General features: G+C 71.5%; 19 protein-coding genes. 6 read left to right on the top strand and 13 right to left on the bottom strand.

All coding sequences use genetic code 11. From position 1 onward, the window contains the following. Positions 1–16: 16 nt before the first annotated feature. Complete coding sequence (locus H1W00_RS13005) at positions 17–598, top strand: hypothetical protein (protein WP_181756076.1); 582 nt, start codon at positions 17–19, stop codon at positions 596–598. 74 nt (positions 599–672) lie between these two features. Here the strand turns inward: H1W00_RS13005 and H1W00_RS13000 are convergent, their stop codons facing one another. From H1W00_RS13000 to H1W00_RS12990, 3 genes are all read right to left on the bottom strand, one after another. Beyond that, positions 673–2,292 carry a solute symporter family protein gene (locus tag H1W00_RS13000; protein WP_181756075.1) on the bottom strand — a complete coding sequence of 540 codons (1,620 nt, stop codon included), beginning with the start codon at positions 2,290–2,292 and terminating at the stop codon, positions 673–675. Beyond that, entirely contained in the window at positions 2,289–2,648 is a 360-nt protein-coding gene (locus H1W00_RS12995; protein WP_338072901.1) for a DUF485 domain-containing protein, read from the bottom strand. Before H1W00_RS12995 ends, H1W00_RS13000 begins: the two co-directional genes overlap by 4 nt. A gap of 175 nt (positions 2,649–2,823) precedes the next feature. Next, positions 2,824–3,333 (bottom strand): hypothetical protein, encoded by a 510-nt coding sequence (locus H1W00_RS12990; protein WP_181756074.1) that lies wholly within the window; start codon positions 3,331–3,333, stop codon positions 2,824–2,826. Between the two features lie 143 nt (positions 3,334–3,476). Between H1W00_RS12990 and H1W00_RS12985 the strand changes: the two genes are divergently transcribed. After that, positions 3,477–5,147: an AAA family ATPase gene (locus H1W00_RS12985; RefSeq protein WP_181756073.1), complete on the top strand. Its 1,671-nt coding sequence runs from the start codon at positions 3,477–3,479 to the stop codon at positions 5,145–5,147. Between the two features lie 5 nt (positions 5,148–5,152). Beyond that, the gene (locus H1W00_RS12980) at positions 5,153–6,433 is read left to right on the top strand and encodes a 5-methylcytosine restriction system specificity protein McrC (RefSeq protein WP_181756072.1); all 1,281 of its coding nucleotides are present in this window, start codon (positions 5,153–5,155) and stop codon (positions 6,431–6,433) included. A 26-nt stretch (positions 6,434–6,459) separates the two neighbouring features. Here H1W00_RS12980 and H1W00_RS12975 read toward each other — a convergent pair whose 3' ends face one another. After that, entirely contained in the window at positions 6,460–9,039 is a 2,580-nt protein-coding gene (locus H1W00_RS12975) for a DEAD/DEAH box helicase (protein WP_181756071.1), read from the bottom strand. A 75-nt stretch (positions 9,040–9,114) separates the two neighbouring features. Here H1W00_RS12975 and H1W00_RS12970 point away from each other — a divergent pair, with 75 nt between their 5' ends. Further along, the gene (locus tag H1W00_RS12970; RefSeq protein WP_181756070.1) at positions 9,115–9,957 is read left to right on the top strand and encodes a dioxygenase family protein; all 843 of its coding nucleotides are present in this window, start codon (positions 9,115–9,117) and stop codon (positions 9,955–9,957) included. Here H1W00_RS12970 and H1W00_RS12965 read toward each other — a convergent pair. The 3 genes from H1W00_RS12965 to H1W00_RS12955 all read right to left on the bottom strand — a co-directional run bounded on the left by H1W00_RS12965 (position 9,944) and on the right by H1W00_RS12955 (position 13,042). Beyond that, entirely contained in the window at positions 9,944–11,038 is a 1,095-nt protein-coding gene (locus H1W00_RS12965; protein ID WP_181756069.1) for a serine hydrolase, read from the bottom strand. The genes H1W00_RS12970 and H1W00_RS12965 overlap by 14 nt on opposite strands. 80 nt (positions 11,039–11,118) lie before the next feature. Continuing rightward, positions 11,119–12,624, bottom strand: a complete 1,506-nt coding sequence (locus H1W00_RS12960; protein WP_181756068.1) for an acetyl-CoA hydrolase/transferase family protein — start codon at positions 12,622–12,624, stop codon at positions 11,119–11,121. A gap of 13 nt (positions 12,625–12,637) precedes the next feature. After that, positions 12,638–13,042 carry a thioredoxin family protein gene (locus H1W00_RS12955; protein WP_420826884.1) on the bottom strand — a complete coding sequence of 135 codons (405 nt, stop codon included), beginning with the start codon at positions 13,040–13,042 and terminating at the stop codon, positions 12,638–12,640. 298 nt (positions 13,043–13,340) lie between these two features. Here H1W00_RS12955 and H1W00_RS12950 point away from each other — a divergent pair, with 298 nt between their 5' ends. After that, entirely contained in the window at positions 13,341–14,258 is a 918-nt protein-coding gene (locus H1W00_RS12950) for a PQQ-dependent sugar dehydrogenase (RefSeq protein WP_206680024.1), read from the top strand. 269 nt (positions 14,259–14,527) lie between these two features. Here H1W00_RS12950 and cspE read toward each other — a convergent pair whose 3' ends face one another. The 3 genes from cspE to H1W00_RS12935 all read right to left on the bottom strand — a co-directional run bounded on the left by cspE (position 14,528) and on the right by H1W00_RS12935 (position 17,198). Next, on the bottom strand, positions 14,528–14,731 hold the full coding sequence (cspE, locus tag H1W00_RS12945) for a transcription antiterminator/RNA stability regulator CspE (protein ID WP_078700805.1): 204 nt from the start codon (positions 14,729–14,731) through the stop codon (positions 14,528–14,530). A gap of 374 nt (positions 14,732–15,105) precedes the next feature. After that, positions 15,106–15,903 carry an exodeoxyribonuclease III gene (locus H1W00_RS12940; protein WP_181756066.1) on the bottom strand — a complete coding sequence of 266 codons (798 nt, stop codon included), beginning with the start codon at positions 15,901–15,903 and terminating at the stop codon, positions 15,106–15,108. 53 nt (positions 15,904–15,956) lie between these two features. Then, positions 15,957–17,198 (bottom strand): geranylgeranyl reductase family protein, encoded by a 1,242-nt coding sequence (locus H1W00_RS12935; RefSeq protein WP_181756065.1) that lies wholly within the window; start codon positions 17,196–17,198, stop codon positions 15,957–15,959. A 65-nt stretch (positions 17,199–17,263) separates the two neighbouring features. On the opposite strand from H1W00_RS12935, the gene H1W00_RS12930 reads away from it, so the two are divergent. Further along, entirely contained in the window at positions 17,264–17,986 is a 723-nt protein-coding gene (locus H1W00_RS12930; RefSeq protein ID WP_420826879.1) for a queuosine precursor transporter, read from the top strand. Here H1W00_RS12930 and tgt read toward each other — a convergent pair. From tgt to H1W00_RS12915, 3 genes are read right to left on the bottom strand one after another with little or no spacing between them, the layout of a single operon-like run. Next, the gene (tgt, locus tag H1W00_RS12925; RefSeq protein WP_338072900.1) at positions 17,971–19,185 is read right to left on the bottom strand and encodes a tRNA guanosine(34) transglycosylase Tgt; all 1,215 of its coding nucleotides are present in this window, start codon (positions 19,183–19,185) and stop codon (positions 17,971–17,973) included. The two genes, H1W00_RS12930 and tgt, sit on opposite strands and share 16 nt — an antisense overlap. A gap of 34 nt (positions 19,186–19,219) precedes the next feature. Further along, on the bottom strand, positions 19,220–19,624 hold the full coding sequence (locus H1W00_RS12920) for a tetratricopeptide repeat protein (RefSeq protein WP_206680023.1): 405 nt from the start codon (positions 19,622–19,624) through the stop codon (positions 19,220–19,222). A 55-nt stretch (positions 19,625–19,679) separates the two neighbouring features. Further along, positions 19,680–20,345: a hypothetical protein gene (locus H1W00_RS12915; protein ID WP_181756062.1), complete on the bottom strand. Its 666-nt coding sequence runs from the start codon at positions 20,343–20,345 to the stop codon at positions 19,680–19,682. Positions 20,346–20,355 lie beyond the last annotated feature (10 nt).

Raw genomic sequence — 20,355 nt, 5'->3', positions numbered from 1 at the left:
GGGGCGTCTCATGGGCATGAGCAGAAGGACGGTGCGCAGCGTCGACCCGCTGTCGCGCCCCAGGTTGACCGTGGTCCGCGGCGATGCCGCCGACGTGCCGGAGCAGTCCCCGGAGCGGGCGGACGCCACCGACGTCCTCGCCTCGATCCTCATCGACGCGTTCGGGGACCGGGTGCTGTTCCTGTTCCACCGGCGCATCCCCGGCCAGACCGGCGACCTGCCGGTCATCGCCGTCACCTCGACCGGCGTGCACCTGATCGAGCCCCGGTGCTACCCGGGCAAGAAGGTCCGGGCGTGTCGCGACGGCAGCACCTTCGAGATCGACGGGGTGCGCCACACGCGCCTGGCCGAGCAGATGGCCGAGCACGCGGAGGCCCTCCAGGCCGCCGTCTCGACGGGCCCGCTGCCGGACACCCCGGTGCACACGAGCTACTGCTTCGTCGAGGGCGAGCTGCCGATGCGCCCGCTCGAGGTCGACGGCGTGCGGGTGCTGTCGATCCGCTCGACGCTGCGCCGGCTCCGCGCCGGCGGGCCGCTGGACGAACGCCAGGTCGAGGCGCTGCACCGCGACCTGTCGCGCAGGCTCGTGCGCTCCTGACGCACGCAAACGACGATGGGGCGGCCTCTCGGGTCCGCCCCATCGTCGTTTCTCGGTGCAGCTGTCTCAGGCGATCAGTGGTCGAGCGCCTTGCCCTCCGCGCCCGCACCGGTGAGGGCGCGGACCTCCATCTCGGCGGCCTTGTACTCCAGGTGCTCCTTGCTGGTGAGCGTGCCCAGGATGCCGAGCAGGAACGAGGCCGGGATCGAGACCAGGCCGGGGTTGGCCAGCGGGAACCACGACCAGTCCTGGTCGGGGAACATCGCGGTCTCCGAGCCCGACACCGCGGGGCTGAAGATGATCAGCCCGACGGTGATGATCAGGCCGCCGTAGATGCTCCAGAGGCAGCCACGGGTGTTGAACCGCTTCCAGAACAGCGAGTAGAGGATCGTCGGCAGGTTGGCCGAGGCCGCCACCGCGAACGCCAGCGCCACCAGGAAGGCGATGTTCTGGCCGTTGGCCGCGATGCCGCCGAAGATCGCCACGATGCCGATCACGATGGCCGCGATGCGGGCGACCTTCACCTCCTGGCCGTCCGGCGCGTTGCCACGGTGGATCACGTTCGCGTAGATGTCGTGCGCGAACGAGGCCGACGCCGTGATGGTCAGACCGGCGACCACCGCGAGGATCGTCGCGAACGCCACCGCCGACACGATGCCCAGCAGCAGGGTGCCGCCCAGCTCGTAGGCCAGCAACGGTGCCGCCGAGTTGGCCGCGCCGGGTGCCGCCGCGATCCGCTCGGGGCCGACCAGCGCCGCGGCGCCGTAGCCCAGGGTCAGGGTGAACAGGTAGAACAGGCCGATCAGCCAGATCGCCCAGACCACGGACTTGCGGGCCTCCTTGGCCGTCGGCACCGTGTAGAAGCGCATCAGGATGTGCGGCAGGCCCGCGGTGCCGAGCACCAGGGCGATCGACAGCGAGATGAAGTCGATCTTGCTGATGTCGTCGATGCCGTACTTCTTGCCCGGCTCCAGAGCGGCACCGGCGGCGGCGCCGTCACCGAGCAGGTCGGAGAAGTTGAAGCCGTATTGCGCCAGGACCCACACGGTCATCAGCAGCGCGGCGCCGATCAGCAGGATCGCCTTGATGATCTGCACGTAGGTGGTGCCCTTCATGCCGCCCACGAGGACGTAGACGATCATCAGCGCGCCGACGCCGGCGATGACGAGGGCCTGACCGAAGGAGTCGTTGATGTTCAGCAGCAGGGCCACGAGGCCACCGGCGCCGGCCATCTGGGCGAGCAGGTAGAAGAAGGAGACGACCAGCGTCGACACCGCGGCGGCGGTGCGGACGGGCCGCTCCTGCATCCGGAAGCTCAGCACGTCGGCCATCGTGAAGCGGCCGGTGTTGCGCAGCAGCTCCGCCACCAGCAGCAGGGCGATGACCCACGCGACGAGGAAGCCGATGCTGTAGAGGAATCCGTCGTAGCCGGTCAGGGCGATGGCGCCGGCGATGCCCAGGAACGAGGCCGCCGAGAGGTAGTCGCCCGAGATGGCGAAGCCGTTCTGACGCCCCGTGAAGGACGCGCCGGCGGTGTACATCTGCGAGGTGCTCTTGTTGGTGCGGCTGGCCCGGATGACGAACACCAGGGTCAGCACGACGAACGCCGCGAAGATGGCGATGTTCAGGGCGGTGTTGCCGACCTGCTCCGTCTCGGTGGCCTGCGCGAGCGAGGCCAGGGAGGAGGTGATCATGCGAGGCCCTCGGCTTCCATCTCGGCACGGATCTTCGACGAGCGCGGGTCCAGCTCACGGTCGGCGTAGCGGACGTAGGCCATCGTCACGGCGAACGTGGCGACGAACTGCAGCAGCCCGAAGATGAGACCGACGTTGATGTTCCCGAACACCTTCTGGCTCATGAAGTCCACGGCGTACGTCGAGGCGAAGACGTAGACGAAGTAGAAGACGAGGGCGGCAGCGGTCGCGGGAAGCACCCAGTTGCGGTGCTTGCGCTTCAGCTCTTGGAACTCAGGCGACGCGAGGACGGCGATGTACGCCGACTCCCGGTCGGTCGGCCCGGGGGCCGAGTCGGATTCGGTCGGATTGCTCACAGCAACACCTCCACGGTGAAGGGACATCGTGACCGACGTCACAGTGATCGCGGTCACATCCGACGCTAGAGGTGGCGCACGAGGGCGGCGATCAGGGCGCGGCGCGCATGCGACGAGCGTCCGGATCCTGCGACGAACGGTCGTCGCGCGTGGGCCGAGCGGGGACCGGCGGCGATCAGTCGGCGTCGACGGAGCCCGCGAGCTGCGCCTCGAGCCGGGGCAGGGCTTCGGGCCCGAGACGCGCGACGTGGTGGCCGGCGTGCAGCAGGAAGCGCGCCTGGCGCCTCAGGGTGGGGGGCATCGGCGGGAGGTCCTGCTCGGCCTCCCCGAGCGCGCCGGCGACATCGACGCCGATCTGATCGGGCCTGAGTGACGGGTTGCGGGCATCCACGAGACCCAGTCCGGCGCCGGTCTGGGCGGCGCTGCGCAGCAGGTCGACGGTGTGCGGCAGGTCCTCGGGGGAGGCGTCCAGGGCCAGCAGCGGCAGGAGGCGGGCGGTCAGCAGGTCCGCGACCTCGTGGGCCTCGGGCGTGAACGCCGCGTCGAGTCCCAGCCGGTGCGTCGTCGCGGCTCCGAACCCGGTCCGGGCCGCGGGGTCGGCGGCCGGCCACGTGCTCCCGTCGAGGGTGGGGACGGCGAGCGCCACGTAGCGCTCGCGGTGCCGACCGCGTGTGAACCAGCCCACACTCGCATCGTACGCAGGACATCCGCGTGTGACCCATGGAAGAAATGTGACCAGAGTCGCGTCATGGGACAGGTGCGGTGCCGTCTCACGGTCACACGGCGGAAGCCGGGCCGGGAGCGGCGGACGAGGGGAGGGCGGGACGCATGAAGGTGGAGCGCATCTGGTGGCGCGAGATCGGCGCCGAGGACTACTACACGATGGAGAAGTCCTCGCGTGGTCTCCGCGGCCGGACGACCTTGGAGATCCGCCAGATCCCCGACCTCATGGAGTTCGTCGGCCTGGACCGTAACGTCTCCCCGGAGGCGTGGCAGGACGTGCGCATCGTCCCGCGCGTCGTCGGCGACCCCGACGTGTCGGCACCGCTCGTGTTCAAGGCCCACCGCCGGCACGGCGTGTACGAGCTCCACGCCCAGAACCGCAACGACGAGCGCCATGAGCGCCACCCCGCCTGGCTGCCCCTCCACGGCTGGCCGGACCTGCGCATCCCCACCTCGGTCGAGGACGCCAAGGCGGTCCTGGCCGAGCTCGGCGGGCTGCACGTCTACGTCGCGCGCACCCAGTCGGGCCAGTACTTCGCGGGGCACACGACCGGAGCCTCCCTGCCCGCCGGCTGGCCGTCCTCCTGCCAGCCGCTGTTCACCGGCTCGGAGTCGGGCGTCATCACCGTCGGCAGCGGATCGGTGCAGACGCTGACGCCGCTCGCGCGCAAGATCCTCGAGGCCTTTCGCGACCGCAAGAGCGTGCTCGTCTACGGCCCGCCCGCCACCGGCAAGACCCACGCCGTGGCCCAGGTCCGCCAGATCCTCGACGACGCGTGGACCGGCGGCGAGGCCGTCGAGATCGACCCGCACCGCATCGACCAGCCCTTCACGTCGGGGTTCGAGGCCTCGCCGATCGCGCCCCCGGTCATCACCGACTGGGTCACCTTCCACCAGGACTACGGCTACGAGGACTTCGTCGTCGGCCTGCGCCCCACCGGCGAGGGCATCCGCCTGGCTCCGTTCGCGGGCCGCCTGCTCGACCTCGCGATCCGCCTCGACCGCCAGGGCCGCGGCTCGGCGCTGCTGGTGATCGATGAGATCAACCGCGGCAACGTGCCGAAGATCCTCGGCGACTTCATGACCTTCATGGACACGTCCTACCGGCGCGGTCGCGACGGCGACTCCCGCTCGGCGATCCCGGTGAACCTGCCGAAGGTGCAGCGCAGCCCCACCGGCGACCCGGTGACCGAGCCGATCTGGATGATCTCGGGCGACTCGTACATGCTGCCGCAGCCGTGGACGTTCCCGTACGACGTGAACATCCTGGCCACGATGAACTCGGTGGACCGGGCGGTCGCCCCGCTCGACTCGGCGATCGGCCGACGCTTCGAGCGCATCGACGCCTACGCCGACCTGGACTTCCTGGCCCAGCACCTCGGGGTCAGCATCGAGATCGCCACCGCGCCGGACATCGACGCGGAGCACTGGACGCCCCAGGCGGCCGCCGTGGCGCTGCTGGGCTACCTCAACGACGAGATCACCGAGCGCCTCGGGCAGGACTACGAGCTCGGGCACCTCTACCTGTGGAACATCGCGAGCTGGGAGGACCTCCAGCGCGTGTGGGACCACGACATCTGGCCGCAGATCCGGGACCGCTTCGGCGCTCGCCCCGACCAGCTGGCCGACCTGTTGCGCGTGAACTCGCGCAATGCTCCGCCGAACTACCCCTTCCGTACGCGGACGCTGACGGGCCGTGCCCTGGCCGTCGACTCCTTGATGGGCCAGTCCCACGAGGACACCGCGATCGCTCTCGACTTCCTGGTGCGTGGATGATGATGATGACCGGACAGACCCTGCTCGAGGGCGGACCCGCCCAGCCGTTCGCGGGCACCGCGGCCGACCTCGACGAGCTGCGGCTGCGATCGACCGAGCTGGCCACGCGCCTCGGCCTGGCCGAGGAGCCGTTCGTCATCGACGACGCGGCCGGCACGATCCAGGTCCGCGGCGTGGCGGGCTTCGTCGCCCTCGGCGACTCGACGATCGAGATCATGCCCCACGTCCTGCGTCACGACCCGGGCTGGCGCGTCTCCATGCTGACGATGCTGACCACGGTCCATCACCTCGAGTGGGTGCCCCGGGTCGATCGCGGCTCGCGCCACGCGGGCCTGTCGGACCTGCTCGGCATGATCGTGGCCGGCGCCATGGGTCGCGCGTCGTCCGAGGGGGTGCCGCGCACCTACGTCGAGCGCACCGCCGTCACGCCCTCGATCCGCGGTCAGGTCGACGCCGGCCGGATGTGGCGCCGCGTCGTGGACCCCTACAGCGTCGACTGCCGTTTCTCCGAGTTCGTCGCCGACGGCCCGGTCACCTCCGCACTCAAGTGGGCGTGCGCCGAGCTGGCCGGTGCCGTGCAGCAGCCGTGGCTCGAGTCCGAGCTGCGCGCGTACGCCGACCTCTTCCCCGAGGCGTCGCGCGACCTGCCGCCGCCGTCGGTCATGGACGGGCTCCAGCTCACGCCGCAGTTCGGCTTCCTCAGCGAGGCGCTCGACGTCGCGCGCATGCTCTCGATGGGCCCGCAGAACGGCACCAGCGGCCGGGCCGACGGTCCCACCCGCGCCTTCCTGTGGAGCACCGAGAAGCTGTTCGGGGACTTCGTCCAGGAGGTGGCCGAGCGGGCCGCCAAGGGCGCCGGCTTCACCGCCTACCGCGGTTCGCGGGCCCGGCGGCTGAACGACGTGAACGCCGCGGAGGGCGCGGTCGACACGGTGGTGCAGTCCGACTCCGAGCTCGTGGCCGTCACGGTCTGCGCCCGGGAGTACACCGAGGACCTGGCCGACGAGCTGTCCATCGGCCTCATCGCGGCCGGCCGCGAGCTCGGCGCCTCCGACATCGCGATCGTCTTCCCGGCCAGCATGGGCCTGCGGCCCGGCACCCAGCTGCGCGTGCGCGAGCCCGGAGGCCCGTCGATGCTGCACCTGCTCACCGTGGACCCCTCGGGGCTGGGGGAGCACGGCGGCATGGCGCGCGCCCTCAACGAGTTCGAGCTCGACCTGTCGATGGTGCTCACGATCGCGCAGCGCCGCCCCGTGGGGTCCCGCCGCCTCGGCGGCACCGCCTGATCGACTGATCTCGATCGAGATCACGCTCAGTGGCGCAGCTGCACCAGGACCTCGAGCTCGGAGTCGGTGAGCTCGGTCAGGGCGGCCTCGCCGGCGTTGACCACCGCGTCGGCCAGCGCGCGCTTCGCGCTGATCAGCTCGGCGATCGACTCCTCGATCGTGCCCTCGGCCACGAGGCGGTGCACCTGCACGTTCTTCGTCTGCCCGATGCGGTGCGCCCGGTCGGTGGCCTGGTCCTCGACGGCCGGGTTCCACCAGCGGTCGTAGTGGACCACGTGGTCGGCACGGGTCAGGTTCAGGCCGGTGCCCGCGGCCTTCAGCGACAGGACGAACACGTCGGTCTCGCCGTCCTGGAACGCGCTCACCATCTGCTCGCGGCGTGACACGGGCGTGCCACCGTGCAGGAAGTCGTGGCGCACCTTGCGCTCGCCCAGCCGGCGGGCGAGCAGGCGGCCCATCTGCGCGTACTGGGTGAACACCAGCGCGGCGCCGCCCTCGTCGACGATCTCCTCGACCAGCTCGTCGAACGTCTCGAGCTTGCCCGAGCGGCCGGTCAGGCGCGCCTCCGGCTCGTGCAGGAACTGCGCCGGGTGGTTGCAGATCTGCTTGAGCTGCGTCAGCAGCTTCACGACGAGGCCGCGACGACGGATGCCGGTGGAGTCGGCGATCTCCGACATCGTCCGCTGGACGACCGCCTCGTAGAGGCCGACCTGCTCGCGGGTCAGCGGCACGCGGTGGTCGGTCTCGATCTTCGGCGGCAGCTCCGGCGCGATGCCCGGGTCGGTCTTGCGGCGGCGCAGCACGAACGGACGGATGAGCTGCGAGAGCCCGGCGGCACGGTCGGTGTCGTGATCGCGCTCGATCTGGCGCGACCACTCGCGCCGGAACTGCTCGCGCGTGCCGAGCAGGCCGGGCGTGGTCCAGTCGAGCAGCGCCCACAGCTCGCCGAGGTGGTTCTCCACGGGGGTGCCCGTCAGGGCCATGCGGGCCTCGGAGTCGATCCGGCGCAGTGCCTGCGCGGCACCGCTGCCGGGGTTCTTCACGTGCTGCGCCTCGTCGGCGACCACGAGGTTCCACCGGTGGCGGCGCAGCTCCTCGACGCTGGAGCGCATCGTCGCGTACGTCGTCACGACGAAGCCGGACTTGGCGTCGGCGAGGTGGCGGCGGGGACCGTGGTAGCGGTAGACCGGGACGCCGGGGGCGAAGCGGGCGATCTCGCGCTCCCACGTGGCGAGGACCGAGGCGGGGCACACCACGAGGGTGGGCTCGGGGGAGTCCAGGTGCAGGTGCAGCGCGATGAGCATGAGCGTCTTGCCCAGGCCCATGTCGTCGGCCAGGATCCCGCCGAGCCCGAGGTCGACCAGCTGGCTCATCCAGCGCAGGCCGCGCAGCTGGTACTCGCGCAGCTGCCCGTCGAGCGACTCGGGCTGGGAGGCCGGCGTGATGTCCGCGTCCTGCTCGGACAGGCGGCGTCGGACGTCCTCGAGCCAGCCCACGGTGTCGACCTCGGTCTCGAGCCCGTCGATCTCGAGGCTTCCGGTGACGGCCGCACGCAGGGCCTCGCCGGGATCGAGGGTGCGGCCGTGACCGGCCAGCACGCGGGCGACCTGCTGCTGGTCGACCATGACCCAGCGGTCGCGCAGGTGCAGCATGCCGGACTGCGACTCCGCGAGCTGCTCGACCTCGGCGCGGGTGAGGTGCTCGCCGCCCACCGACACGCTCCAGTCGAAGCGGAAGAGCTGGTCGGAGGTGAAGGCGCGGGGCCGGTCGTGCTCGCGCTCGAGGCGCGGCTCCTCGGCGTCGACCCGGCTGACGACGCCGGTGGCGCGCACGTCGTGGCGCAGGCCCTCGGGCCACTGGATGTCGATGCGGTTGGCGAGGGCGGACACGAGGGGTTGGCCCTGGCCGAGCTCGCCCAGCTCCTCGGGCGTCACCCGGACCCGGCCCTCGCGGGCGAGCTGTGCGGCGGGCGGCCAGCTGACGGCGAGTCGCTCGAGCATCGCCACCATGGCGGGCCGCGCCGCGGGGCCGAGGTGGTGGTCGTCGCGGGTCAGCACGGTCGTCGCGGGCACCGAGGCGCGGTTCATCGCCTGGGGCCGGACGTGCAGCTCGAGGTCGGCCATGGCGTCGGCGTCCCCGCTGAGGGTGACGTCGAGCCGGTAGGAGAAGGTCTTCGGCCGCTCGATCGTGGGCCGCGGCTGCTCGGTCTCGCGACGCCGCTGGGGGGTGGTGGCCACGGCGGGCGCGCCCGCGACCAGCGCCGCCAGGAACGCGCGGATCGATGCCTGTCCCTCGGCGGGCGTGGGGCCGACGGCGCGGCCCGCGTCGAGCATCTGCTGCATCTCCGAGGAGCCGGGGGAGGCGAGCGTGCCGGTGGCCATGAGGCGCAGGGCGATGATCGAGGGGGTGGCCCAGGCGCGCACGCTGGGGTCGGCCGTGAGGGCCCGGATCCCACCGCTCAGCGGACCCACCGCCTCGTTCGCGGTGGCCTCCACGGGACCGCTCGGAGTGTCGAAGACGAACGTCGATCGCGCCGGGTCGTCCGGGTCCTGGACGAACCTGACCGGGTGCCGCAGTGCGATCTGCAACTCGGTCGGCGTGGCCATCCCTCCATTGTCGCGCACCCCTTCAAACGGCTGCTCATGTGGTATAGTTGAATCATTAACTAACAGGAGTCGACGATGAATCTGCGTCCCGAGACGGTGCCCACGCACACGCTCTCCGACCTCACGAACCGCCTGGTGCCCAGCCCGCGCATGCCGGTGCTGTTCGTCGGTCACGGCAACCCGATGAACGCCCTCGCCGACAACACCTTCACCCGCGAGTGGGAGCGCGTGGGCGCCGGCCTGCCCGCCGCGCAGGCCATCGTCGTGATCAGCGCGCACTGGCTCACCCCCGGTGGAACGCACATCACCGACGCGCCCCGCAACCCGATCATCTACGACTTCGGCGGCTTCCCCGACGAGCTCTACCGGGTGAAGTACGAGACCCACGGGGACGAGCGGGTCGCCCGCATCCTGGCCGAGCACCTGGTCGAGTACGAGGCGCGTCTCGACAGCCAGTGGGGCCTCGACCACGGCACCTGGAGCGTGCTGAAGTTCCTCGCGCCCGCGCCACAGGTGCCGGTGCTGCAGATCAGCATCGACTACTCGATGCCCCTGCCGAAGCTCTACGAGCTGTTCGGGCGCCTGCGCGACCTGCGCCGCCGCGGCGTGGTCTTCATCGGCAGCGGCAACATCGTGCACGCGCTGAACCGCGTCCGCTGGGGCGGCGGCCCGGCGTGGGACTGGGCGGAGGAGTTCGACGCCCAGACCGCCGATGCGCTCGCGACGCGGGACGTCGCCAAGCTCGTGGACCCGTACCGCTCGTGGTCGGCCGCACGGATCGCCGTGCCGACCGACGACCACTACCGCCCGATGGTGGCGGCGCTGGGCCTGCTCGAGCCCGACGAGGAGATCGGCTTCTTCAACACCGAGATCGACATGGGCTCGGTCGGCATGCGGTCCTTCATCACGGCTGCCTGACGTCCCAGCCGGCCAGCACGGCGGCGGTGAATCCGTCGAACGTGAGGTCGTCGGGTCCCGCGGGCTTCGGCCCGAGGCGGACGGCGACCACGTCCTGCGACGGCACCACGGCGAGCAGCTGGTTGCCCCAGCCGAGCGCCCAGAAGGCGTCGGCGGGCACCGAGGGCGCCAGCCGGCCCCGGAACGGCTCGCGGTCGACGTCGAAGCCGGCGGCGCGGCGCACCTCGACGACACGGCCCTCGGCGTTGTTCCACCACAGCAGCCCGTAGGCGGCGTTGCCCTCGGACGAGGTCGTGACCAGCTCGGACACCGCCTCGGGCGACAGGATCCGGCGCCCGTCGAAGACCCCGCCGTCGCGCATCATCACGCCGAGCCGGGCGAGGTCGGCGCACGACGAGACGATCCCGGCGTACGTCGTGAGCCGTCCCGCCGCGTCGCGGTTCCAACTGGTGTCGGCCAGGCCCAGTGGTTCGAAGAGGCGCTCCCGCGCGAACTCCTCGACGTCGCCGACGGTCGACCCCAGCACGGCCGACAGCACCTGGCTGGCCAGGTTGTCGTAGCGCCACGCGGTGCCCGCCGGGTCCTGCTGTCCCACGGCGAGGGCGGCGGCGGTCTGGTTGCTCGCGCCGATCATCGCCCGGTCGAGCGCCTCGGACCACTCGCGTCCCGACGTCATCGACATGAGGTGCCGCACGGTGACGTCGCGCGACGCGTCGGGCCAGTCGTCTGCGTGGCGGGCCACCGGGTCGTCGAGGTCGAGCGCCCCGTCGGCCGCGGCGACCGCCAGGAGCACGCCGACCACGGACTTCGTGATCGAGTAGACGCGTCGTGTGGCGTGCCGCGACCCGGCCGGGTGCTCGTGGATGACCTCGTCGCCGCGCAGCACCAGCGTGCAGGTCGAGGCACTGGCGTCGACCAGCCGGTCGAGCTCGCTGAAGTCCGGCGGGGGAGCCGGGCTCGGGCTCGGTGAGGCGGAGACGGTGGGCAGCGAGGCGTCGGACAAGTCGGTCCTTCCGGGAGTGGGGGACGTGCACGCGCCGAGTGCCAGCGCGCCGATCAGCAGGCCGGTCCGCCCCGCCACCCGACCGACTTTTGGAGCGGGATCAACGCCGGACCGCCGGATAGAGGTGCATTCCGTTCCACAAGTGGGCAGGGGGCGGGTCACATGCGGCCCGTGTCCAGGTAGCGCTGGTGCCACGAGAGGGCCTCGCCGAGCAGGTGGGGGGTGTGCCGGGCGTCGGGGCGGGCCGCGAGGGCGCGCTCGAGGTAGTCGCGCAGCTGCGGGCGGAAGTCCGGGTGGGCGCAGTGGGCGATGATCTGCTCGGCCCTGGCCCGCGGGGACAGGCCGCGCAGGTCGGCTAGCCCGTGCTCGGTGACGATGACGTGCACGTCATGCTCGGTGTGGTCGACGTGGCTGACCATGGGCACGATCGTCGAGATGGCCCCGCCCTTGGCCGTCGACGGCGTCAGGAAGAAGTTCAGGTAGGCGTTGCGCGCGAAGTCGCCGCTGCCGCCGATGCCGTTCATCACCGCGCTGCCCATGACGTGGGTCGAGTTCACGTTGCCGTAGATGTCGGCCTCGATCATGCCGTTCATGGCGATCACGCCGAGCCGGCGGATGACCTCGGGGTGGTTGGAGATCTCCTCGCTGCGCATGAGGATCCGGCCCTTGTAGCCGTCGATCCCGGCGTGGAACCGCTCCATCCCCTCACGGGACAGCCCGAACGAGGCCGTCGACGCCGCCCGCAGGGTGCCCGAGTCGAGCAGCGTCAGCATGCCGTCCTGGAGCACCTCGGTGTACGCCACGAGGCTCGTGAACTCGCTGTCGTCGAGGCCCTGCAGCACCGCGTTCGCGACGTTGCCCACGCCCGACTGGAGCGGCAGCAGCTCGGGAGGCATCCGGCCCGCACCCACCTCGCCACGCAGGAACTCCAGGGCGTGGTCGGCGATGGCGCGCGAGACGTCGTCCGGTGCGGAGAACGCGGCACCGGCGTCGGGCTCGCGGGTCTCGACCACGGCCACCACCTTCGCCGGGTCGACCTTCAGGTACGGCTCGCCGATCCGCTGCATCGGCTCGGTGAGCGTGAGCGGGCGGCGGTGGGGCGGCAGCGCGGTGCCGCCGTAGATGTCGTGGAAGCCCTCGAGCTCGCGCGGCTGCCAGTGGTTGACCTCGAGGATCACCCGGTCGGCCTGGTCGAGCCAGGTCTTGTTGTTGCCCACGGAGCTGCCCGGGACGAGGAGTCCGTCGGGCAGGATCGCCGTCACCTCGATGACGGCGACGTCGAGCGGGCCGTAGAAGCCGAACCACATCTGCTGGGCCGAGTGGCTCAGGTGGGCGTCGACGTAGTCGACCTCGCCGGCGTTGATCTGGCGGCGCAGCAGCGGGTCGGAGTTGTAGGGGAGCCGCTTGGCGATCGCGTGGGCCTCGGCCAGGACGCCGTCGGCCTGCGGAGCGGTGGAGGCACCGGTCCACAGGCCGATCCGGAAGTCCTCGCCGGCGTCGTGCGCGGCCCGGGCGCGGGCGGCGAGCGCGGAGGGCACGGCCTTGGGATAGCCCGCGCCGGTGAATCCGCTCATCCCGACGTTGTCGCCGGGACGGATGAATCGGACCGCCTCCTCGGCGGTCATGATCCGCTCGGACACCACGGGGCACGTCACACGGCTCATGGCCCCGAGTGTCTCAGTTCTGCGAGGCCTCCGGAACCTCGGGCGCCTGGGCCTGGGCCTCCTGCGCGTCGATCTCGCGGCGCACCTGCTCCATGTCGAGGTCGCGGACCTGACCGATGATCTGGTCGAGCGCCTCCGCCGGCAGCGCGCCGGGCTGGGCGTACAGCAGCACGCCGTCGCGGAACGCCATCAGCGTGGGGATCGAGGTGATCTGGACCGCGGCGGACAGCTCCTGCTCGGCCTCGGTGTCGATCTTGGCGAAGGTGATGTCGGGATGGCGCTCGCTGGCGGCCTCGTAGACCGGAGCGAACTGCATGCACGGTCCGCACCAGCCGGCCCACCAGTCCACCAGGGTGATGCCCTCACCGGTGACGGTGTCCTGGAACGTGTCGGCAGTCAGGTTGATCGTGGTCATGATGGCCTTTCGTCGGTTACTGCTTCTTCAACGTCCAACTCCACTGTGACATTCCGATGGTTGGGCACGTCCGCTGCTTGCGGCATGATCGGGTCATGGATCGCCGGAGCGTCATCGTCGGGGGAGCGGCCCTGGGTGCCGCGTGGCTGGCCGGATGCAGCGGCGACGACCCGAAGCCCCGCCCCAGCCCCTCCACCACGACCACCACGGCCTCCGAGCCCCCGCCCACCACGGCGAGCACGCCGCCCGCCCCCACGCCGATCGACCCGCGGATCGACGGCACGATCCTTCAGGACTCAACGTGCCGTGGGCGATCGTCTTCCTCGCCGACGGGTCGGCCCTGGTCACCCAGCGCGACGACGCCTCGATCGTGCGGGTCACCGCCGACGGCGACGTGTCGAAGGTGGGCGACGTCCCCGGCGTGGCCCCCGGCGGCGAGGGCGGGCTGCAGGGGCTCGCCGTGGCGCCCGACGAGTCGGCGCTCTACGCCTACCTCACGGGGCCCGACGACAACCGCGTGGTGCGCCTGGAGTTCGACGGCGACCGCATCGGAGCCGCCGAGCCGATCCTCACCGGCCTGGCGAAGGCGTTCAACCACCAGGGCGGAGCGCTGACGTTCGACCGCCGGGGCCGCCTCTTCGTCGCGGTCGGCGACGCGGCGAACACCGCCACCCCGCAGGACCGCTCCTCGCTGAACGGCAAGATCCTGCGCATCGACACCCAGGGGCGCCCGGTCGAGGGGAACCCGTTCGGCAACGAGGTGTGGTCCTACGGGCACCGCAACGTCGAGGGCCTGGCCTGGGACGCATCGGGGCGCCTGTGGGCGAGCGAGTTCGGCGACCGCAGCCAGGACGAGCTCAACCGGATCGTCAAGGGCGGCAACTACGGCTGGCCGATGGTGGAGGGGGACAGCGACGACGACCGCTACGTCCGCCCGAAGGTCACCTGGCCCACCTCGGAGGCGTCGCCGGCAGGACTCGCGATCAGCGGCGACCGGGCCTTCGTGGCGGCGCTCCGCGGGGAGCGGCTGTGGCAGGTCCCGATCGAGGGCACGTCCGCCGGTGAGCCGCGCGCGTTCTTCACGCGCGAGCTCGGGCGACTGCGCGCCGTGGCCGCCGCGCCCGACGGCACGCTGTGGCTGGGCACCTCCAACACCGACGGGCGCGGCCAGCCCGGCCGGTCGGACGACCGGATCGTGCGTGTCGCGATATCCGGCTGAGATTTCACTGGCGTTTCGGGCCCGCGGTGGTTATCGTCGTCGGTGGGGGACGACTCGGCACGCCGACGTCAATGGGGAATGCAGCGCCTCTGGGTCTACGACCCGCGCGGCTGCCCGGATCGTCCTTCGTCACCTCTCGTGACCACTTCGGAGCCACGAGCAGGTGAGGCGGTTCGCCGCCCTGTGAGTCCGGCTCCCTCCCGGCACTGACAGCAAGAACCCCACCACCTCTCGGTGGTGGGGTTCTTGGCGTTCGGGTCCGGGTGGACTCAGAGCGGCCGGATGTTCGCGGCCTGGAGGCCCTTCTGGCCCTGCTCCACGTCGAACTCGACCTTCTGGTTCTCGTTCAGCGAGCGGTAGCCGCCCGACTGGATCGCCGAGTAGTGCGCGAACACGTCCTCGCCGCCGTCGTCGGGGGCGATGAATCCGAAGCCCTTGTCAGCGTTGAACCACTTGACGGTACCGGTGGCCATGGTCTTTCTCCTCTTGATCCTTCTGGCGATGGTCGGACGCGCTCTTCACGCCCGACGGTCGCGACGCACATCCAACCGCGAGAGGAACCACGCCCCGGAGGGAACCGCATCCTTTTGCTGTCCAACGTCGTGCAACTGCCACCACCCTACGACACGGCGACGGGCGTCGGGAGGCTCCGAAGACGACTCGAAGCGGTGAATGTCGGATGAACGCGCCGTGGCGCTACACCCGCCGGAACGACTACGCCGGTATAGTCAGGAAGAACCACCTCACGGGGTGGTGCCCACGGCGACGCCGCGGGCCGAGCGGGGGGCGTGCATCCGGGGGGACGGCGCGTCCCCCGCACCTGTGTGCGGGGGCGATTCCGTCCGGTTCAGAGGTCGTAGTCGATCGTCAGCGGCGCGTGGTCGGACCACCGCTCGCCCCAGCTGGCGGCGCGATCCACGGTGGCCACGCGAGCGGACTGCGCCAGCTCGGGCGTCGCGATCTGGTAGTCGATGCGCCAGCCCGTGTCGTTGTCGAAGGCCTGCCCGCGCATCGACCACCAGGTGTACGGGCCGTCGACCGGCCCGGCCAGGTGGCGGTGCACGTCGTACCAGCCGAGGTCGCCGAAGAACTGGTCGAAGTAGGCACGCTCCTCGGGCAGGAACCCGGCCTTCTTGACGTTGCCCTTCCAGTTGCGGATGTCGAGCTCGGTGTGGCCGACGTTGAGGTCGCCCGTGATCAGCGCGTGGCCGTCCATGCCGCCGAGCTCGGCCATGCGCTTGGTCATCTGGTCGAGGAAGCGGAGCTTCTCCTCCTGGCGCGGCGTGCCGGCCTCGCCGGAGTGGACGTAGACGCTCACCACGGTGAGGACGGAGCCGTCGGGGAGCGTGAGGTCGGACTCGATCCAGCGGCCGGTGTCGTCGAAGAACGCGTCGCCGTTGCCGATGCGGTGGCTCGTGGGCTCGAGGCGGCTGATCACCGCGACGCCCGAGCGTCCCTTGGCGGCGGCCTCGGTGTGGACCACGTGGTAGCCGGTGCCCTCGAGGATCTCGTGCACGATCGCGTCGCGCGCGCGGACCTCCTGCAGCGTGATGATGTCGGCGTCGCGGCCCTCGAGCCACTCCTTCATCCCCTTGCGCCACGCGGCGCGGATGCCATTGACGTTGACGGTCGAGATCCTCAGCACCCTGCGAGGTTACCGGCCTGCACCCACCACTTTCGGAACGGGCGCGACGGAGGTCAGGCGGTGAACGGCGGGCGCTCGTCGAGGCGGATGGAGCGGCGGCCCGCCCAGCGCCAGACCCGGGCCGTGAGGTCGCGGTCCTCGTCGGTGACGAGGTTGCCCATCACGCGCAGCGCGATCGTCATCAGGGTGTGCGAGCGCATCCCGATCGGGCCGGCCGTGGGCAGCAGGTGCGGCACGGTGATCAGCCCGGCCAGGCGGCGCGCGATCGAGAATGAGGGTCCGTAGTGGGCCGTCAGCATCGCGGGCCAGGCGGCCTCGGGGGAGTCGCCCGTGGCCAGCAGCTCGGCGCCGATGCGGCCGGTCTCCAGGCCGTAGTCGATGCCCTCGCCGTTGAGTGGGTTCACGCAGCCCGCGGCGTCGCCGATGACGATCCAGTTGCGCCCGGACACACCCGACACGGCGCCACCCATCGGCAGCAGCGCCGACGTGGGCAGCTCGAGGTCGGCGCCCAGGTCCCAGTCCTCGCGGCGCAAGGTGGCGTAGTACTCCATCAGCGGCCGGATCTGGATCTTCGCGGGGCGCTTCGCGGTGGCGAGCGCGCCCACGCCGAGGTTCACCCGGCCGTCGCCGAGCGGGAAGATCCACCCGTAGCCGGGCAGCAGCTCGCCCGTCTCGCCCCGCAGCTCGAGGTGCGAGGAGATCCACGGGTCGTCCCCGCGGCCCGACTTCACGTAGCTGCGGCCCGCGACGCCGTAGGCGGTCTCGCGGTGCCACTCGCGCCCGAGCACCCGGCCGAGCGGGGAGCGGACACCGTCGGCGATCACGAGGCGCCGGCACGCGATGGTGTGGCGGCCCTGCGCCGTGTCGAAGACGACGCCGGCGACCGAGCCGTCGGCGGCCCGCTCGACATCCACGGCGCGGGCGCCGTCGACGCCGGTCACGCCGGCATCCAGGGCGCGCTCGCGGATCCGCGCGTCGAGCTCGGTGCGGGGAACGGCCGAGCCGTGGTCGGGCAGCGAGCCACCGGGCCACGGCAGCAGCAGCTCCTGGCCGAAGCCGGCCGCGCGCAGGCCGCGGTTCACGGTGTGCCCGCGGACCCAGTCACCGAGGTCGAGCCGCTCGAGCTCGGCGATGGCGCGCGGGGTGAGGCCGTCGCCGCACGTCTTGTCGCGCGGGAAGGTGGCGGCGTCCGCCAGCACGGTGTCCATCCCGAGCCGCGAGGTCCACGCGGCGGCGGAGGAGCCGGCAGGCCCGGCGCCGACGACGAGGACGTCGGTGGTGGTCGGCAAGCTCATGTGACGATTCTCCCACCGGGCCCACGACGCGAGGGCACGGGGCGCGCCGTGGGAGGATGGCGGTCGTGTCCACCACGCCTGCTCCGAGCCCCGACGTCGTCCGGTTCGCGTCCCGCGGCTCGTCGCACTTCGACATCCTGCTCGCCCTGTTCTGCGTCGTGATCGTCGTCTCGAACATCGTCGCGAGCAAGGCGGTCGAGATCGGCTCCGGTCAGGTCATGCTCGGGCCGGTGCAGCTGTGGCCGCTTGTGGTCGACGGGGGAGTCGTGCTGTTTCCCCTGGCCTACGTGCTCGGCGACGTGATCTCCGAGGTCTACGGACTGCGCGCCGCCCGCCGCGCGATCCTCACCGGCTTCGCCGCCGCCGCGCTGGCCACGGGCACCTTCTTCGTGGTCCAGCTCATGCCCGGCGCCTCCTGGTACGAGAACCAGGCGGCCTACGAGGCCGTGCTGGGCCCGGTCGCGCAGATCGTCCTCGCGAGCCTGGCGGGGTACCTCGTCGGCCAGCTCCTCAACTCGTGGGTCCTGGTACGGATGAAGCAGCGCAACGCCGAGCGCCGGCTCGTGGCGCGCCTCATCGGCTCCACCGGCGTGGGCGAGGTGGCCGACACGCTGATCTTCTGCGCGATCGCCGCGTCGGCCATCGGCGTCTCCACCTTCGGCGCCTTCGTGAACTACTTCGTCATGGGCGTCGTGCTCAAGGTGGGCGTCGAGCTGCTGGTCATGCCGATCACCGTGCGGGTCATCGCGTGGCTCAAGCGACGCGAGCCCACCTACCTGGCCGCCTGAGCGGCCCGACCCCCGAGGTAGCGGCCCAGCCACTCGGACTTCAGGGCCGCGAAGTCGCCGGACTCGATCGCCGTGCGCATCGAGTCCACGAGCCGCACGAAGAAGCGCTCGTTGTGGATCGAGCACAGGGTCGCGGCGTTGTACTCGTTCGCCTTGAACAGGTGGTGCAGGTAGGCCTTCGTGTAGTGGGCGCACGTGTAGCAGTCGCAGCCCTCCTCGATCGGCCCGAAGTCGCGCCGTGACGCCGCCACCATGAGGTTGTAGCGGCCGGTGGCGCTGTACACGCGCGACGACCGCGCGACCCGGGTGGGCGTGACGCAGTCGAACGTGTCGCAGCCCGCCTCGACCCCGGCGAAGAGGTCCTCGGGCTCGCCGATGCCCAGGAGGTGGCGCGGTCGGTCGTCGGGCAGCTCGTCGGTGACCCAGCGGACGATCGTGCCGAGGTTCTCCTTCTCGATCGCGCCGCCGACCCCGTAGCCGTCGAAGGCCAAGTCGGCCAGGCCGCGGGCTGCCTGCCGACGCAGGTCCTCGTGCTGCGCGCCCTGCACGACGCCGTAGAGGGCCTGGCGCGGGCGGTCGGGGTGGGCCGCCCGCAGCCGCTCGATCTCCGCGAGGCAGCGCTCCGCCCACGCCTGGGTGCGGCGCAGCGAGTCCACCTGGTACTCGCGGCTGTTCATCAGCGTGGTCAGCTCGTCGAACGCGAAGATGATGTCGGCGCCGAGCTGGTGCTGGATGCCCATCGACACCTCGGGGGTGAACCGGTGCTTCGACCCGTCGAGGTGGCTCTTGAACGTGACGCCGTCCTCGTCCACGTGGGCGAGGCGGTCCTTGCCGGGGGCGATCACGTCGTCGGCCTCGGTGCCCACGGCGTCCATCGCCAGGGTCTTCTTGAACCCGGCGCCCAGGCTCAGCACCTGGAAGCCGCCGGAGTCGGTGAAGGTGGGGCCGTGCCAGTTCATGAAGGCGCCGAGGCCGCCGGCGGCCTCCACGATGTCGGCGCCGGGCTGCAGGTACAGGTGGTAGGCGTTGGCCAGCACGGCCTGGCCCCCGAGGTCGGAGATCGACTCGGGGAGCACGGCCTTGACGGTCGCCTTGGTGCCCACCGGGATGAACGCGGGCGTGCGGATCGAGCCGTGAGGGGTCTCGATGGTGCCCGATCTTCCGGGGGCGTCCGGCAGGGTGCTTCCGACGGTGAACACGGCCCCATCCAAACAGACGGGGCCGTGTCCTTCGTCAGGCGCCGGGACGGTCGACGAGCTCGACGCGCGTGGCGTCGCGCTCGCTGGCGCCCATGGCCGCGGCGAGTCGGTGGTGCACCGCGCCCTCACCGTGGCGGCTCTGGCGATCGAGGGCCAGGCCGAGGGCCTTCTGCGCCCAGGCGCTGGTCGGCTCGAGCTCGGTGAGCGTCCGGAACGCCTGCTCGGCCGGGCCCAGGTGGGCGGCGGCGAAGTGGGCGCGTCCCATCAGCTCGCACACGGCGGCGTTGCGCGGCTCGAGCTCGGCCACGGGCCGCAGCACGCGGGCCGCCTCACGCGGAAAGCGGGACTCCAGGAGGTCCTCGGCGTAGCGGAACGCCTCCAACGGCTCCATCGCCTCGATCTTCTCGTCCGTCAGCGTGGGCTTCATCCAGATGGTCATGTTCCGCTCCTCTCGTCACCGCCTACAACGGTGCGGGGGTGCGGAATGTTCCCGGTCAGTCCTGGACGCCGGGCGTGGCCTCGGGCGTCGGCTCGACCGTGGGGTTGGTCGTGGGATCGGGCACCTGCGGCGCGGGCGCGGCGGTGGTCGGCGCGGTGGTGGGAGCGGTCGTCGGAGCCGTGGTCGGGTCGTCGGAGGGGCCATCCGTGGGCGCCGTGGACGCGGTGGGATCCGGCTCGTCCTGAGGGTCGGAGCCGGTGCCTCGGTCCTGCCAGGGCCGCCCGATCGTGGGGTTGTCGGTGTTGCCGAAGGACGCCCCCGTGGCCAGCTCGTAGGCGCCGATGGCGAGCAGCGCCGTGCCGAGGGCGAGCCCGGCCCAGACCAGGATGCGCTTCCACGACAGGTCGCGCTCGGAGTCCTCGACGGCGACGGTGGACTCCTGCTCGGTGACGAGGATCTCACCGCCGTCGACGTTCTCCTCGCCCGCGGGCGCCGATCGTGACACGACCGTGCCGCTCTCGGTGATGAACGTGGTGCCGCGGTCGAGCCCGCGCACGTAGAACGCGCTCGCGACCGACGCCACGAGGCTGCCGACCGCCGCGCCGATGATCGTGCCTGCGACGCCGAGGTAGGACGCGACCCACGCCGACGTCATCGCCGCGAGTGCACCGGCCACCAGCTGGAGCCAGGACAGTCCGGAGAAGGAGCCGTTGCGAGACATGGCCTCCAGA

Source organism: Aeromicrobium phoceense (assembly GCF_013868155.1).
In the GTDB taxonomy this organism is placed as follows: Bacteria; Actinomycetota; Actinomycetes; order Propionibacteriales; family Nocardioidaceae; genus Aeromicrobium; species Aeromicrobium phoceense.
Note: the sequence above shows the minus strand (reverse complement) of the source record. Positions and strands in the feature narration are given on the sequence as shown.

Coding starts and splice junctions, on each gene's coding strand:
- H1W00_RS13005 (WP_181756076.1), top strand. CDS start 17: ATGAGCAGAAGGACGGTGCGCAGCGTCGACCCGCTGTCGCGCCCCAGG.
- H1W00_RS12975 (WP_181756071.1), bottom strand. CDS start 9,039: ATGGCCACGCCGACCGAGTTGCAGATCGCACTGCGGCACCCGGTCAGG.
- H1W00_RS12985 (WP_181756073.1), top strand. CDS start 3,477: ATGAAGGTGGAGCGCATCTGGTGGCGCGAGATCGGCGCCGAGGACTAC.
- H1W00_RS12920 (WP_206680023.1), bottom strand. CDS start 19,624: ATGACCATCTGGATGAAGCCCACGCTGACGGACGAGAAGATCGAGGCG.
- cspE (WP_078700805.1), bottom strand. CDS start 14,731: ATGGCCACCGGTACCGTCAAGTGGTTCAACGCTGACAAGGGCTTCGGA.
- H1W00_RS13000 (WP_181756075.1), bottom strand. CDS start 2,292: ATGATCACCTCCTCCCTGGCCTCGCTCGCGCAGGCCACCGAGACGGAG.
- H1W00_RS12935 (WP_181756065.1), bottom strand. CDS start 17,198: ATGAGCTTGCCGACCACCACCGACGTCCTCGTCGTCGGCGCCGGGCCT.
- H1W00_RS12960 (WP_181756068.1), bottom strand. CDS start 12,624: ATGAGCCGTGTGACGTGCCCCGTGGTGTCCGAGCGGATCATGACCGCC.
- H1W00_RS12915 (WP_181756062.1), bottom strand. CDS start 20,345: ATGTCTCGCAACGGCTCCTTCTCCGGACTGTCCTGGCTCCAGCTGGTG.
- H1W00_RS12980 (WP_181756072.1), top strand. CDS start 5,153: ATGACCGGACAGACCCTGCTCGAGGGCGGACCCGCCCAGCCGTTCGCG.
- H1W00_RS12970 (WP_181756070.1), top strand. CDS start 9,115: ATGAATCTGCGTCCCGAGACGGTGCCCACGCACACGCTCTCCGACCTC.